Annotated in this window: 15 protein-coding genes and 1 other RNA gene; 10 read left to right on the top strand and 6 right to left on the bottom strand. The window is 59.0% G+C overall.

The window, feature by feature from the left end; translation table 11 throughout:
- The first annotated feature begins 28 nt into the window (after nt 1–28).
- The 4 genes from ABLV76_RS18015 to amtB all read left to right on the top strand — a co-directional run bounded on the left by ABLV76_RS18015 (nt 29) and on the right by amtB (nt 5,474).
- Nucleotides 29–1,801: a SmdA family multidrug ABC transporter permease/ATP-binding protein gene (locus tag ABLV76_RS18015; RefSeq protein WP_109938156.1), complete on the top strand. Its 1,773-nt coding sequence runs from the start codon at nt 29–31 to the stop codon at nt 1,799–1,801.
- Entirely contained in the window at nt 1,794–3,572 is a 1,779-nt protein-coding gene (locus tag ABLV76_RS18010; protein WP_004204783.1) for a SmdB family multidrug efflux ABC transporter permease/ATP-binding protein, read from the top strand. Before ABLV76_RS18015 ends, ABLV76_RS18010 begins: the two co-directional genes overlap by 8 nt.
- Before the next feature lie 243 nt (nt 3,573–3,815).
- On the top strand, nt 3,816–4,154 hold the full coding sequence (gene glnK, locus ABLV76_RS18005) for a P-II family nitrogen regulator (RefSeq protein WP_002891893.1): 339 nt from the start codon (nt 3,816–3,818) through the stop codon (nt 4,152–4,154).
- A gap of 33 nt (nt 4,155–4,187) precedes the next feature.
- Nucleotides 4,188–5,474, top strand: coding sequence for an ammonium transporter AmtB (gene amtB, locus ABLV76_RS18000; protein ID WP_004204781.1), 1,287 nt, complete (start codon nt 4,188–4,190; stop codon nt 5,472–5,474).
- 51 nt (nt 5,475–5,525) lie between these two features.
- On the opposite strand, the gene tesB is transcribed toward amtB, so the two are convergent.
- Nucleotides 5,526–6,389, bottom strand: coding sequence for an acyl-CoA thioesterase II (gene tesB / locus ABLV76_RS17995; protein WP_004204779.1), 864 nt, complete (start codon nt 6,387–6,389; stop codon nt 5,526–5,528).
- Between the two features lie 216 nt (nt 6,390–6,605).
- On the opposite strand from tesB, the gene ABLV76_RS17990 reads away from it, so the two are divergent.
- On the top strand, nt 6,606–7,097 hold the full coding sequence (locus ABLV76_RS17990; RefSeq protein ID WP_002891903.1) for a YbaY family lipoprotein: 492 nt from the start codon (nt 6,606–6,608) through the stop codon (nt 7,095–7,097).
- A 38-nt stretch (nt 7,098–7,135) separates the two neighbouring features.
- On the opposite strand, the gene ABLV76_RS17985 is transcribed toward ABLV76_RS17990, so the two are convergent.
- Nucleotides 7,136–7,447: an MGMT family protein gene (locus ABLV76_RS17985; protein WP_004204778.1), complete on the bottom strand. Its 312-nt coding sequence runs from the start codon at nt 7,445–7,447 to the stop codon at nt 7,136–7,138.
- Nucleotides 7,448–7,513: 66 nt separating this feature from the next.
- Nucleotides 7,514–7,921, bottom strand: a complete 408-nt coding sequence (locus ABLV76_RS17980) for a hypothetical protein (protein WP_017898905.1) — start codon at nt 7,919–7,921, stop codon at nt 7,514–7,516.
- 241 nt (nt 7,922–8,162) lie between these two features.
- On the opposite strand from ABLV76_RS17980, the gene ffs reads away from it, so the two are divergent.
- From ffs to ABLV76_RS17965, 3 genes are all read left to right on the top strand, one after another.
- An RNA gene (gene ffs, locus ABLV76_RS17975) (signal recognition particle sRNA small type) lies at nt 8,163–8,259 on the top strand.
- A gap of 311 nt (nt 8,260–8,570) precedes the next feature.
- Complete coding sequence (locus ABLV76_RS17970; protein ID WP_004204776.1) at nt 8,571–8,828, top strand: hypothetical protein; 258 nt, start codon at nt 8,571–8,573, stop codon at nt 8,826–8,828.
- On the top strand, nt 8,825–9,040 hold the full coding sequence (locus ABLV76_RS17965) for a hypothetical protein (protein WP_004142688.1): 216 nt from the start codon (nt 8,825–8,827) through the stop codon (nt 9,038–9,040). Before ABLV76_RS17970 ends, ABLV76_RS17965 begins: the two co-directional genes overlap by 4 nt.
- A 134-nt stretch (nt 9,041–9,174) precedes the next feature.
- Here ABLV76_RS17965 and ABLV76_RS17960 read toward each other — a convergent pair whose 3' ends face one another.
- Complete coding sequence (locus ABLV76_RS17960) at nt 9,175–10,602, bottom strand: PLP-dependent aminotransferase family protein (protein WP_065803027.1); 1,428 nt, start codon at nt 10,600–10,602, stop codon at nt 9,175–9,177.
- An 88-nt stretch (nt 10,603–10,690) separates the two neighbouring features.
- Here ABLV76_RS17960 and ABLV76_RS17955 point away from each other — a divergent pair, with 88 nt between their 5' ends.
- Nucleotides 10,691–11,305 (top strand): hypothetical protein, encoded by a 615-nt coding sequence (locus tag ABLV76_RS17955; protein ID WP_305202296.1) that lies wholly within the window; start codon nt 10,691–10,693, stop codon nt 11,303–11,305.
- A gap of 44 nt (nt 11,306–11,349) precedes the next feature.
- Here ABLV76_RS17955 and ABLV76_RS17950 read toward each other — a convergent pair whose 3' ends face one another.
- Nucleotides 11,350–12,177 (bottom strand): nickel/cobalt efflux protein RcnA, encoded by an 828-nt coding sequence (locus tag ABLV76_RS17950; RefSeq protein ID WP_348878406.1) that lies wholly within the window; start codon nt 12,175–12,177, stop codon nt 11,350–11,352.
- A 164-nt stretch (nt 12,178–12,341) separates the two neighbouring features.
- On the opposite strand from ABLV76_RS17950, the gene ABLV76_RS17945 reads away from it, so the two are divergent.
- Entirely contained in the window at nt 12,342–12,614 is a 273-nt protein-coding gene (locus tag ABLV76_RS17945; protein WP_004204767.1) for a metal-sensing transcriptional repressor, read from the top strand.
- A gap of 62 nt (nt 12,615–12,676) precedes the next feature.
- Here ABLV76_RS17945 and ABLV76_RS17940 read toward each other — a convergent pair whose 3' ends face one another.
- Complete coding sequence (locus ABLV76_RS17940; RefSeq protein WP_004204766.1) at nt 12,677–14,236, bottom strand: EAL domain-containing protein; 1,560 nt, start codon at nt 14,234–14,236, stop codon at nt 12,677–12,679.
- Nucleotides 14,237–14,338 lie beyond the last annotated feature (102 nt).

Here is a 14,338-nt window from a genome sequence, read left to right as displayed (position 1 = left end):
AACCCATAACAAATCAGGATCTTACTGCTTGCGATTATTTGCACAACTCAGCTGGTATTTCCGCCGGGAGTGGCGCCGCTATCTTGGCGCAATTGCCCTGCTGGCCATTATTGCCGTCCTGCAGCTTGTTCCGCCGAAGGTGGTGGGCATTGTGGTCGACGGCGTGACGCAACAACATTACACCGCGGAGAAGGTGTGGATGTGGATCGGCGCGCTGGTGCTGATCGCGGTGATGGTCTACCTGCTGCGCTATGTCTGGCGCGTGCTGCTGTTCGGCGCCTCTTACCAGCTGGCGGTCGAACTGCGGGAAGACTTTTACCGGCAGCTGAGCCGCCAGCATCCGGCGTTCTATTTGCGCCATCGCACCGGGGATCTTATCGCCCGCGCCACCAATGACGTGGACCGGGTGGTGTTTGCCGCTGGTGAAGGGGTGTTAACCCTGGTGGATTCCCTGGTGATGGGCTGTGCGGTGTTGATTGTGATGTCGACGCAGATTAGCTGGCAGCTCACCCTGCTGGCGCTGCTGCCGATGCCGCTGATGGCCCTGGCGATCAAACGCAACGGCGATGCCCTTCACGAACGTTTTCGCGTCGCCCAGGCGGCCTTTTCCAGCCTCAACGATCGCACGCAGGAGAGCCTGACCAGCATCCGCATGATTAAGGCGTTCGGGCTGGAGGATCGCCAGTCGGCGCAGTTTGCCGCCGATGCGGCCGATACCGGAGCGAAAAATATGCGCGTGGCGCGAATTGACGCGCGCTTCGACCCTACCATCTATATCGCCATCGGGGCGGCGAACCTGCTGGCCATCGGCGGCGGCAGCTGGATGGTTATCCACGGCAGCCTGACGCTGGGGCAGCTGACCAGCTTCGTGATGTACCTTGGCCTGATGATCTGGCCGATGCTGGCGCTGGCGTGGATGTTTAACATCGTGGAGCGCGGTAGCGCGGCCTATGGTCGTATCCGCACCCTGCTCGAAGAGGCGCCGGCGGTGGACGACGGGACCGAGACGGTGCCGGCAGGCCGCGGCGTCCTGCAGGTCGCTATCCGCGATTTCATCTATCCGCAGGCGAGCAAACCTTCACTGGAACAGGTTAATTTTACCCTTCAGCCGGGGCAAATGGTGGGCATCTGCGGGCCGACGGGCGCCGGCAAAAGCACCATTCTGGCCCTGCTGCAGCGCCATTTTGACGTCACCAGCGGCGAGATCCGCTTTCACGATCTGCCGCTACCGCGTCTGCAGCTCGACAGCTGGCGCGAACGGCTGGCGGTGGTCAATCAGACGCCGTTTTTATTCTCCGATACCGTCGCCAATAATATCGCGCTGGGAAAACCGGACGCGACGCCGGAACAGATTGAGCGGGTGGCGCGGCTGGCCAGCGTGCATGACGACATTCTGCGTCTGCCCCAGGGGTACGATACCGAAGTGGGCGAGCGCGGCGTGATGCTCTCCGGCGGCCAGAAACAGCGTATCTCTATTGCCCGCGCCCTGCTGCTGGAGGCCGAAATTCTGATCCTGGATGATGCCTTATCGGCGGTGGATGGTCGCACCGAACACCAGATCCTGCATAACCTGCGCCAGTGGGGAGAGGGCCGGACGGTGATCATCAGCGCCCACCGGCTGTCGGCGCTGACCGAGGCCAGTGAAATTCTGGTGCTGCAGCATGGGCATGTCGCCCAGCGCGGCCGCCATGAGGCGCTGGCCGTGCAGCCAGGCTGGTATCGCGACATGTATCGCTATCAGCAGCTGGAGGCCGCGCTCGACGAGGTTCCCCAGGAGCAAGAGGAGGTCCTGGATGCGTAGCTTTACCGAACTCTGGCCGACGCTTAAACGCCTGCTGGCCTATGGTTCACCGTGGCGTAAGCCGCTGGCCATCGCGGTGGCGATGATGTGGATCGCGGCGGCGGCAGAGGTGAGCGGTCCGCTGCTTATCAGTTATTTCATCGACAATATGGTGGCGAAACATACTCTGCCGCTGAAGCTGGTGGCAGGCCTGGCGGCAGCCTATATCGGTCTGCAGCTGCTGGCGGCGTTACTGCACTATAGCCAGTCGCTGCTGTTTAACCGCGCCGCGGTTGGCGTGGTCCAGCAGTTACGCAGCGATGTGATGGATGCCGCCCTGCATCAGCCGCTCAGCGAGTTTGATACTCAGCCGGTCGGGCAGCTTATCTCCCGGGTAACCAACGATACGGAAGTCATTCGCGACCTGTACGTGACGGTAGTGGCGACGGTGCTGCGTAGCGCGGCGCTGATCGGCGCGATGCTGGTGGCGATGTTTAGCCTCGACTGGCGGATGGCGCTGGTGGCAATCGCGATTTTCCCGGCGGTGCTGATCGTGATGATCATTTATCAGCGCTATAGCACGCCGATCGTGCGCCGGGTGCGCGCCTGGCTTGCCGACATCAACGATGGCTTTAACGAAGTGATCAACGGCATGGGTGTCATTCAGCAGTTCCGCCAGCAGGCGCGTTTTGGCGAACGGATGCGTGAGGCCAGCTACGCCCACTACCTGGCGCGGATGCAGACGCTGCGCCTCGACGGTTTTCTGCTGCGTCCGCTGCTGAGTCTTTTTTCCTCGCTGGTGCTGTGCGGGCTGCTGATGCTGTTCGGCTTTAGCGCGGCGGGCACAATTGAGGTCGGGGTCCTGTATGCGTTTATCAGCTATCTCGGACGCCTTAACGAGCCGCTCATTGAGCTGACCACCCAGCAGTCAATGCTGCAGCAGGCGGTGGTCGCCGGCGAACGCGTTTTCGAGCTAATGGATCGTCCGCGCCAGGCGTGGGGCGCCGATGACGCGCCGCTGAGCAGCGGTCGGGTGGAAATCGACCATCTCTCCTTCGCCTACCGCGGGGATCGTCTGGTCCTCCAGGATATCACGCTGGATATCCCTTCCCGCAGCTTTGTGGCGCTGGTCGGGCATACCGGCAGCGGGAAGAGTACCCTCGCCAGTCTGATGATGGGCTATTATCCGTTAACCCACGGGGAGATCCGCATCGATGGCCGGCCGCTCGCTTCTCTTAGCCACAGCGCGTTGCGTCGGGGCATCGCGATGGTGCAACAGGATCCGGTGGTGCTGGCGGATACCTTCTACGCCAACGTCGCGCTGGGCCGGGACATCAGCGAAACCCAGGTCTGGGAAGCGCTGGAGGCGGTGCAGCTGGCGGCGGTGGCGCGCAGCATGAGCGACGGCCTGTACACCCAACTGGGCGAGCAGGGCAATAATCTCTCCGTCGGACAGAAGCAACTGCTGGCGCTGGCGCGCGTGCTGGTGGACACCCCGCAGGTACTGATTCTGGATGAGGCGACGGCAAACATCGACTCCGGTACCGAGCAGGCGATCCAGCAGGCGCTGGCGAAGGTTCGCCAGCATACCACCCTGGTGGTTATCGCCCATCGGCTGTCGACCATCGTCGAGGCGGATACCATTCTGGTTCTGCATCGTGGTCAGGCCGTCGAGCGGGGCAACCACCAGCAGCTGCTGGCGGCGAAAGGCCGCTACTGGCAGATGTATCAGCTACAGCTGGCTGGTGAAGAGCTGGCGGCCAGCGCCAGAGAAGAGTCGCTCAGCGCCTGATGCACCACCAGCAGGCAGCGAAGGCTGGGCGGCCTGTCGTGGTGCAAAAACGTTACATCAAATGCACCGCTGTGGTGCATTTTTGCCCGTTAAATGCCTTTACGCCGGCTAATGCCTGACCTCTCGCCTGTTTTTTGCCATCAAAGGGCCGCTCAGCGGCCTTTTTTCATTTCTGGCATAGCCCTTGCTTTATATCCATCGTGTTAGCTGCGGCCATTACCGAATACTGACTGGAGGGGACTTATGAAGCTGGTTACCGTGGTAATCAAACCATTCAAACTGGAAGACGTGCGTGAAGCCTTGTCTTCCATCGGCATTCAGGGCCTGACGGTCACTGAAGTCAAAGGATTTGGCCGTCAGAAAGGACATGCGGAGCTCTACCGCGGCGCCGAGTATAGCGTCAACTTTCTGCCAAAAGTGAAGATTGATGTGGCGATCGCCGACGATCAGCTGGATGAAGTTATCGATGTCATCAGCAAAGCGGCTTATACCGGAAAAATTGGCGACGGCAAAATTTTTGTCGCTGAATTGCAGCGCGTCATTCGCATCCGTACCGGCGAAGCTGACGAAGCGGCACTGTAATTTCCAGACCACACAGTGATGGGGAACGAAACAATGAAAATGGCAACAATGAAATCGGGTCTGGGGGCATTAGCCCTTCTTCCGGGGCTGGCGATGGCCGCGCCTGCGGTAGCGGACAAAGCCGATAACGCGTTTATGATGATTTGCACCGCGCTGGTTCTGTTTATGACTATCCCGGGGATTGCGCTGTTTTACGGCGGCCTGATCCGCGGTAAGAACGTTCTTTCCATGCTGACGCAGGTGATTGTCACCTTTGGCCTGGTCTGCGTACTGTGGGTCATTTATGGCTATACCCTGGCCTTCGGCACCGGCGGCAGCTTCTTCGGCAGCTTTGACTGGGTGATGCTGAAAAATATTGAACTGAAAGCGCTGATGGGCACCTTCTATCAGTATATCCACGTCGCCTTCCAGGGCTCGTTCGCCTGCATCACCGTCGGGCTGATCGTCGGGGCGCTGGCTGAACGTATCCGTTTCTCCGCCGTGCTGATTTTCGTGGTGGTGTGGATGACGCTCTCCTACGTGCCGATTGCGCATATGGTCTGGGGCGGCGGTCTGCTGGCGACGCATGGCGCGCTGGATTTCGCCGGCGGCACCGTTGTGCACATCAACGCCGCGGTCGCCGGGCTGGTGGGCGCGTATATGATGGGCAAACGCGTGGGCTTCGGCAAAGAAGCGTTCAAACCGCATAACCTGCCGATGGTGTTCACCGGCACCGCTATCCTCTACGTGGGTTGGTTCGGTTTCAACGCCGGGTCTGCCAGCGCAGCGAATGAAATCGCGGCCCTGGCGTTCGTTAACACCGTCGTGGCGACCGCCGCTGCTATCCTGGCGTGGACTTTTGGCGAATGGGCTCTGCGCGGCAAACCTTCACTGCTGGGCGCCTGCTCCGGGGCAATTGCCGGTCTGGTTGGCGTTACGCCGGCGTGTGGTTATATCGGTGTCGGCGGCGCGCTGATCGTCGGTATCGCCTCTGGCCTGGCGGGTATCTGGGGCGTGACTGCGCTGAAACGCTGGCTGCGTGTGGATGACCCTTGCGACGTCTTCGGCGTTCACGGCGTCTGCGGCATCGTCGGCTGTATTCTGACCGGTATCTTCGCGGCGACTTCTCTGGGCGGCGTCGGTTATGCGGAAGGCGTCACCATGGGCCATCAGCTGCTGGTGCAACTGGAAAGTATCGGCATTACCGTGGTCTGGTCCGGCGTCGTCGCTTTTATCGGCTACAAAGTAGCGGATATGACCGTAGGGCTGCGCGTGCCGGAAGAGCAGGAGCGCGAAGGGCTGGACGTCAACAGCCATGGCGAAAACGCTTACAACGCCTGACAGAAAACCCTTCTCCATGTAGCAAAAAGCCTCCCGTAGGGGAGGCTTTTTTTATGCGTTGCGGTTGCGCATCACCCCTTCCTGCACCGTTGAGGCAACCAGCGTGCCATCCTGGGTGTAGAACTCGCCGCGGACGAAGCCGCGGGCGCTGGAGGCCGAGGTGCTTTCGACGCTGTACAGCAGCCACTCATTGATATTAAACGGCCGATGGAACCACATCGAGTGATCGATAGTGGCGACCTGCATGCCGGGCTCAAGGAAACCAACGCCGTGCGGCTGCAGCGCCACCGGCAGGAAGTTAAAGTCCGAGGCATAGCCCAGCAGATACTGATGAATGCGCAGATCGTCGGGAACGGCGCCGTTGGCGCGCAACCACACCTGACGCACCGGCTCGGCGATATGGCCTTTCATCGGGTTATGAAACTCCACCGGGCGGATCTCCAGCGGCTTATCGCAGAGGAATTTGTCTTTCACCTGCGGCGGCAGGAGATGCGCCAGCTTGCGGGCAATGTCGGTTTCCGAAGGCAGCCCATCAGGGGAGGGGGCGGCCGGCATCGCTTTCTGATGTTCATAGCCGTGCTCTGGCGCCTGGAAGGAGGCGGTCATATAGAAGATCGGCTTCCCGTTCTGGATGGCGGCGACCCGGCGGGCGCTAAAGCTGTTGCCGTCGCGCAGCACCTCCACATCGTAGACGATCGGTTTTTGACTGTCGCCGGGGCGCAGAAAGTAGCTGTGAAACGAATGCACCAGACGTTCAACGGGCACGGTCTCTTTTGCCGCATACAGCGCCTGGCCCACCACCTGGCCGCCAAAAACCTGGCGCAATCCCAGGTCTTCGCTCTGTCCACGGAACAACCCTTCCTCAATTTTTTCCAAATCTAATAATGCCAGCAGGTTAGAGAGTGCCTGACTCATACTTTTCCTCAGTTAACAATGGCGGCGCCGCGCGCGTAATGTGGCAAAGTATAACCTGGAATCGCAAGTGGTCCGATGGGTGTAATAATCTGAATAACAACCGGTCAACAGGAAGAAATCTGCGATCTGTGCCACACTTATTGACGACACGAAAGTTCCTGCCGGCGAAGCGGCGGAACATCCTCCTGGGTATTAAGGGATGATAAGGAGAACATCATGAAATTTGCCTATATGTTTAGTGCCTTAGCCGTCGCCGCGACGCTGACCGCCTGTGCTAATCACCACTCGAACAATTCTTCGACGCAGGCGGCTGCACCCGACCCTTACGGTATTGCGACGCTGAGCGTGGCGCAGCAGCAGCCGAGCGTCACGGGGACGATTAATATCCGCCAGAGAATCGCTTTGCCGCCGGATGCGGTGCTGACGGTGACCCTGTCGGATGCTTCTCTGGCCGATGCGCCAGCCCGCGTATTGTCGCAAAAAGCGGTGCGTACCGAAGGCAAGCAGGCGCCATTCAACTTTGCACTGCCTTACAACCCGGCAGATATTCAACCGAACGCCCGCATTCTGTTGAGCGCAGCGATTACGGTTAACGGCCAGTTGATGTTCATTACCGATACCGTGCAGACGGTGATCAACCAGGGGGGCACCCATGCCGACCTGACGCTGGTTCCGGTTCAGCAGACCGCCGTGCCTGTCGCACAGTAAGCTCGCTAAGCCCCCGAATGGGGGCTTTTTTTTGGTCTTCAGTAAACCCAGCGATAGCGCTGGAGATCGATATGGCCGCCGCCGGAGACCTGCACCCCTTCGGCCAGCAGCGCCTGACGCTGCCGCTGCAGATCGGGGCCGGTGAGGGAGATATCGCCATGGCGATTGACTACCCGATGCCAGGGCAGAGTGGACCCTTCCGGCAGACGCTTCAGCACACCGCCCACCTGGCGCGCCGCGCGCGGCGAACCAGCCAGCCTGGCGACATCGCCATAGGTCGTGACATACCCTTCCGGTATCGACGCCACAATGTGCCAGACACGTTGGGGAAATGTATCGTGCGGATCCATATTCAGTCCTGTTACCCGAAAAACGCCAGCATAAGCGCTGATCTTCAGGCTGTACAGCCTGCCCGATCAGGCGGGCTGTTCGACGGTGAACGTCAGAGCGAGGCCGAGGATCTGCATGCCATGGACATTGTCGGAAGGTGAACTGGCGATGAGGCTCTCAAGGAATTTTAACCGCTGCGAGGTCGCGTTGATGATCAGCTTCGCGCGCAGGCCCGGCATGGTCAGCGACGAGATGGGGTATACCACCCGACCGCTGATGTAGACCGGTAGCTTGCGCAGTTCCACCTGGCGCAGGACGCCGACGGTGGAATAGAGCAGCGCCAGCGGCGTGACCGCCCGCACCGGCGCCTGACTGATGGTCACGAAGTCGAGCATTTTTTCAGGGCGCAGATAATTCACCCCCTGAAAGGCGATGGTCATCCCTTCAATGGCGGGTAAAGGCAGAGTGATGGTCTGTGGTGATGAGTCAGTCATTCGATTACCGTCGAGACAAGGTGCTGATGATAAAAGGGGACGCAAGATGGCTAAGTATGGTGGATATCCCGACTGTGTGCTGAGCGCGCGCTCGCAATCTCACAGGTTGAGCGTGAGTGACTGGTTTTATTCGCATTATTGCGCAATAAACCAGCAGGCAGTCGGGGCGTGCTTGCAATTCACCAGGTCAGCAGGGATAATGCGCCAGCGCGTTGGGTAACAACGCTCTCAATGGGGGCTCTGTTGGTTCTCCCGCAACGCTACTCTGTTTACCAGGTCAGGTCCGGAAGGAAGCAGCCAGAGCAGACGACGTGTGTGCCGGGATGTAGCTGGCAGGGCCCCCACCCATTTCGGCCTTCGTAATTTTCCCCTTGTATTTGTGCGGTCTTCTCTGCTGGCCAGAATTTATTCCTAATACAGATCACATATTATTTTTAGTTGCTAAAACACCCTCTACTTATTCCATAATATTTACTTGTCATAAATCTGAAATGCTACTGAAATATTAATGTCATTTGCGTGTCATAAATAAAGCGCATCTTATTGGTGGGAATTTGTTGCCAGATCCATGCTATAAAATATATCTCTGGATCAGCATGTTAACTTCGTGTATTAATTATGATGATTTTATTGCACGGGAAGCGTAGCTATGACCACAGTGGTTTTGAATGTAAAAATTGACGCTGAGTTAAAAGAGAAGTTGCGTCATTATGCGGAAGTGAATAACGAGAACCTGGGTACGGCAACGGAAAAGCTGCTGCAGCTGGCTTTTCAGCTGGAGGCGTCAGCAGATGAGGCGGGGGTGACGGAAGAGGACATTGACAGCCAGCATACCGAAGAGGAAGCGACGCCATTAACCCCTAAAGAAATCAAAGCATTAAGAAAACTTCTGAAGAAGAAAAAATGAAACAACAATTCTCTACAGCCAGCAACTATAGCGAAGCCTGCGATATGTTGCGCTCAGGATACGTGAAACACGTTCGCCTGAACTGGAATATCGGTAGTGATGAGTTCTTTCGCATTGCCTCCGACTGGTGTGACACCGGCGCTAAAATTAAAAAAGATGAAGATGGCTTTATTATTTCCTTGAAAGGGTTTCCTATTCCGCGCCAGCATTAATGAAATTGCCTTATTTCCGTCACCGGGTTGCCATAACCAGATGGCAGGATACCCAGGCAATTTTATAAAAACATCTCATATACCTCATGGATGACGGACTTTTGACGGGCTGAAGCCAGCCCGTCGATATTTTCTTATATTATTTTCCGCAAACGCGCACTTTCCCGCTGTTCTGCAAGGCTGTGCCACAATGGTTGTAGCGTGGAGAAGGCCTGGCGCAATGCTTCATCCGGCAGCGTAAACGGCAGACGTAAATAGCGATCGAACGCGCCCTCCAGACCAAACCGCGTGCCGGTGCCGATATGGATCCCCTGGCTTTCCGCACGTGCAGAGAACAAAGTGGCTAGCATGTCAGGGAGTTCCACCCAAAAAGAGAGCCCGCCTTCCGGTGGCGTAAAGCGCCAGCGGGGAAAATACTCTTTCATCAGCTCTTCGCACATGTCCCGGCGCGCCTTCAGCATCTCCCGTCGCGGCGGCAGCAGCGTGGCGGCGTTTGCCAGCAGCCAGCTGCAGGCCAGCTGCTCCAGCAGCGGCGTACCCAAGTCCAGAGAGTCGCGGGCCTGAATAAGCGAGGCGATTGTTCGCGTGCTGGCGCGGATCCAGCCGATGCGCAGTCCCCCCCAGAAACTTTTCCCGGCCGAACCGATGGTGATCACCGCGGCGTCGGGATTAAAGCAGGCCAGCGGCGGCGGGGGCGGGGCGTTATACCAGAGGTCGACCATGGTCTCATCGATCACCAGCGTTGTTCGCGTCCTGGCCGCGATGTCCGCGACCCGCTGGCGGGTGAGGGCATCCATACAGCGCCCGGTGGGGTTGTGAAAATCCGGCATCAGCCACGCCAGACGCGGCGCGGTCTGCGCAATGATCGCCGCGAATCCATCGCAGTCCCACCCCTGCTGTGGGAGTGCGACCCCAATGGGCCGGCAGGAGGCGCCCTGAATGGCGCTGATGGCCATTGGATAGGTCGGGGCATCAATGACCACCCGGTCACCGGGGCCGGTGAACAGACGCAGGATCAGCGCGAAGGCGCTGAGCGCGCCGTTGACCACCATCACTTCATCGGGCCGCGTCGGCAGGCCACGTTCGCTGTAGCGCCGGGCAATCGCTTCCCGCAGCACCGGGAGCCCCTGCTGATCGTAACCGGTCTGGGCGAGATAGGGCGGCAGCAGGGTCATGGCATGCTGGAAGGCCTGATGGACCTCCGGACCGGCGCTGAGGGCGGCGGTAGAGAGATTGATCGTCGAGGGGGTCGCAGAGGACGGCGGCAGGTCGGCAGGGCGTTCCGGCAAAACAATGCGCGACCCGCTCCCCTGGCGGCTTTGGAGAAATCCCTCCTCCCGCAGCTGGCCGAGGGCGCTGGCGATGGTCGTCCGGCTGACGTTGAGTGCCGCCGCCAGCTCGCGCTCGCCGGGCAGGCGCGTCTGTAGCGTCAGACGGCCATCGAGGATCAGCAGGCGGAGCGCTTCCGCCAGCTGGCGCCATAGCGGTGTGCGAGAACTGGACTCCTGCCAGTTGCCGAGCAGGCGTACCAGGGACTGTGTTCCAAAGCGTCGGGCTGACATAGCGATCCACTTTTCCAAAACTGGCCATTAATTATCAGTCCATTTTTGCTGATGATGAGGGCATTCGCAATGATGTTGAGGAAAAAATATGCTTCGTCGCCTGCTGCAGTTATATATCGGTCTGGTGCTCTACGGCGTGTCCACGGCGCTCTTCGTGCATGCTAATCTCGGCGCCGATCCGTGGGACGTCTTTCATCTTGGAGTGGCTAAACAGATGGGGATCAGTTTCGGGACTGTGATTATTCTGACCGGCGCCGCGGTGCTGCTGCTATGGATCCCGATCCGGCAGATGCCGGGGCTCGGCACGGTGAGCAATGTGATCGTGCTGGGGCTGGCGGCGGACGCCACGCTGGCCGTCCTGCCGCCGCTGGAATCGCTGGTGGCGCGCAGTGCGCTGCTGGTGGTGGCGATTGTGCTGAACGCTATCGCCACCGGGATGTACATTGGCGCGGGGTTTGGCCCGGGTCCGCGCGATGGCCTGATGACCGGCCTGCACGCTCGCACCGGCTGGTCATTGCGCGGTATCCGGACGGCGATCGAGCTTTCCGTGCTGCTGATTGGCTGTCTGCTGGGGGGCAAGTTTGGCGTCGGAACCGTCATTTACGCGCTGTCGATTGGACCGCTTATCCAGCTGTGCCTGCCGTGGTTCAGTCAGCCCGTCAACCGCAACGCGGTCAGCCCTCCCCGGGAAATAGTCTCCTGAATTAACCCATCGCCCTCTTCATCACGGAGAGGGCCTTTCATCGCTTACAGGCCGCTCAGGCCATGAAGCATCATGTAGATCCCCACCACAATAATCAGTAAGCCTGAGAACCAGGGTGCCTTGCGCGAGAGGTCGTTAAGCCACGACCAGCGGCGGGTGGCATGTTTCATGCTCAGGGCGGCGATAGCCCCTGAAGCCACCAGCGTCAGCGCCAGACCGACGCTAAAGCCCAGCACCAGCGTGGCGCCCAGCGAGAATTTCTTCAGCTGTAAACAGATAAGCAGCACGGTAATGGACGCCGGGCAGGGGATCAGCCCGCCGGTCAGGCCAAACAGCACGATCTGCCCGGTGGTCACCTGGCGGCCATCGAAGCGCCGGTTAATCTCCTGAGCATGGGCCCGCTGATGCGCATCCTGCCACTCTTCCGCCACCAGCGGCGCGGCGGATGAGGACGCATGGTGATGGTCATGGTGGTGATCATGTTCGTGGTGATGATCATGTTCGTGGTGGTGATCATGGTGCGTGTGGGGCTGCGATTCGCGCCAGGTGCGCCAGAGCATCCAGCAGGCAATCAGCACAATGACAATCCCTGAGACCAGCTGAAACCAGGGTTCAGAGGTTTGGGCGTTCCAGCCGCGGCCAAACCACAGACCGGCCATGGCGATCAGCCAGACCACCGCCGTATGCGAAACCGTGGCCGCCAGCCCCAGCAGTACCGCCTGTTTTAAGGTTCCTCGCACCGCCACGATAAAGGCGGCCATCATTGTTTTTGAGTGCCCGGGTTCGAGGCCGTGCAGCGCGCCGAGCAGTATTGCGCTGGGAATAAACAGCCAGGCATTGCCCTGCTGCAAAAGGGAAGTGAAATCGTTCATATCGGGATCCTTGCCAAAAGTGCGTTTATCCTACTCCCCCCCAGTAGTAAAATACTACCCCCCAGTAGATAAAGCGGCTAATAAAAAGGATCATGGTATGCTGGCAGGCGTTGCTGACCACGCAGGTCGGTAATCCCGGACAGAAAAAAACGGTGGATCGCGTAATGTCACACACAGTGAGAGACAAAAAGAAGTTACTGACCCGGCTGAAGAAAATTCAGGGGCAGAGTACCGCATTAGAGAAAATGCTTAATCGCGAGCATGAGTGCGCTGAGGTGCTACAGCAGCTGGCGGCGATCCGCGGCGCGGTCAATGGCATGATGCTGCAGGTTATCCAGGGACATCTCACCGACCATGTGGTGAAAGAGCCAGACGAGACGCAGCGTGAGGCGGATCTGGAGACGGTGATGCAGGTGATTAAATCCTATCTGAAGTAGCCTCCGGCAGAGGGCGGCGAAGAGGCCGCGCCCGCTGACCTTCTGCGCAGGCCGCCTGCCGCTTAATGCGCATGGAGGTTCTCTTCCGCCCACAGAATAAACGACTCTTTTGGCAGCGCTTTGCTGTACAGCCACCCCTGGGCGTACTGAACGCCATGCTGTCTCAGCCAGTCGCGCTGGCTTACGGTTTCCACCCCTTCGGCGACGGTGGCCAAATTGAGCGCCTTGGCCATTTCAATAATGTGCGGCGTCAGCGGCCGGTACTCGAGGGTATCGACAAAGGATTTATCGATTTTCAGCGTGTCGACGTCCAGCTTCTGCAGATAGCTCAGGCTGGAGTAGCCGGTACCGAAATCGTCAATCGAAATGCGGTGCCCGGCCTCGCGGTAGTGTGCGATCACCGGCATGGTGGTCTCCGGGTCAACAAACCCGCGCTCGGTGATCTCAAGGATAATCTGTTCCGCGGCGATCCCCCAGTGCTGCAGCTGATCGTGTAATAGCTTGGGTAGGGTGGGAGAGCGTAAGTCATCCACCGACAGGTTGATGGAGATATGCACTTCCGGCCGCTGCCTCAGCCAGGGGCCCAGGTCGGCAAAAATTTTCCTGACGATATCTTCCGTCAGCTGGGTGATCAGTCCGGTTTGCTCGGCCAGGGGAATGAAGATATCCGGCGATAAAAAGGTGCCGTCGGGTTGCTGCCAGCGCGCCAGCGCTTCGGCCCCGGCGATTTTTCCGTCCTGCAATGAAATAATCGGCTGATAGTGAACCTGAATCGCCTGGGAATTGAGGGCGTCCAGCATACTGTTGCGCGGTGAACGCAGGTGTCTCAGCAGGCGCAGCAGCAGCCAGGTGGCAAGCAGGCTGGTGAAGATGCCGACAGGGAGCCAGAAGATCAGCTGCTGGCGAATACGCTGCTGTAGCGGCAGCGTGGATGACCAGGTCACAATGCCGGATCCCAGCTCGGGAATGCGCTGGATCCGGTAGACCGTATTATCCAGGGTCAGCATATTCAGGTGCGGATCTTTAATCCGTTGCCAGACCTTCGCCGGCAGCGGCTGGCTGCTGATCACCATTTTCAGATGGTCCAAACCAAACAGCATGGTATGGATCTTCTCCTCGCTGGCGGGCACCACATCAATGAAGGAGATGGGATCGATCATTACCATATGCTGCCGGCTGGCCATGGCCGTCATCTGGTGATTAAGGCCAAGATCGTTAATCGAGGTCAGCCAGGTGCGATAGCCGTCGGGGGCAATGTGGTCCGGTGGCGGGAAGGTCACCGCAACGCTATGGTCTTCCAGGGAGGAGCATTGCGGTACGGAATCTTCCAGCCAGAGCACTTCCTGCACGTAGCGATGGGTATAGGCGATCCGGCGGAGGGCGAGCAGATGCTCCGGGCTACAGGAAGCGGCAGAGTGTGAGTCGGCCTCCCGCAGTGCTTCCCGGGCCTGATCGGCGACCTGCAGCGTGCGGACGACAATACGGTTGGAATAATCATCCAGCTCACGATAGAACTGCATTTTGGCCTGCCGCGCCGCCTGCCAGATGCTGAGCGAGATAGGCAGGATGATGGCCAGTATCAGCACTCCTGTAAACAGCGCCATCAGATGCCGGGTCCTCATGCCTGTATCCTTATCGTTCGCCGGGTGTCATCAGTATATGCGAAAGATAAACCGGGCGCAGCGGGAGAAATCGTGCTGCGTGGGCAAAAAAACCGGCATCAC

The sequence above is a fragment of the Klebsiella sp. GB_Kp047 genome (genome assembly GCF_040065235.1).
Lineage (GTDB): Bacteria > Pseudomonadota > Gammaproteobacteria > Enterobacterales > Enterobacteriaceae > Klebsiella > Klebsiella quasipneumoniae.
This window is presented reverse-complemented; position numbering and strand designations above follow the sequence as displayed.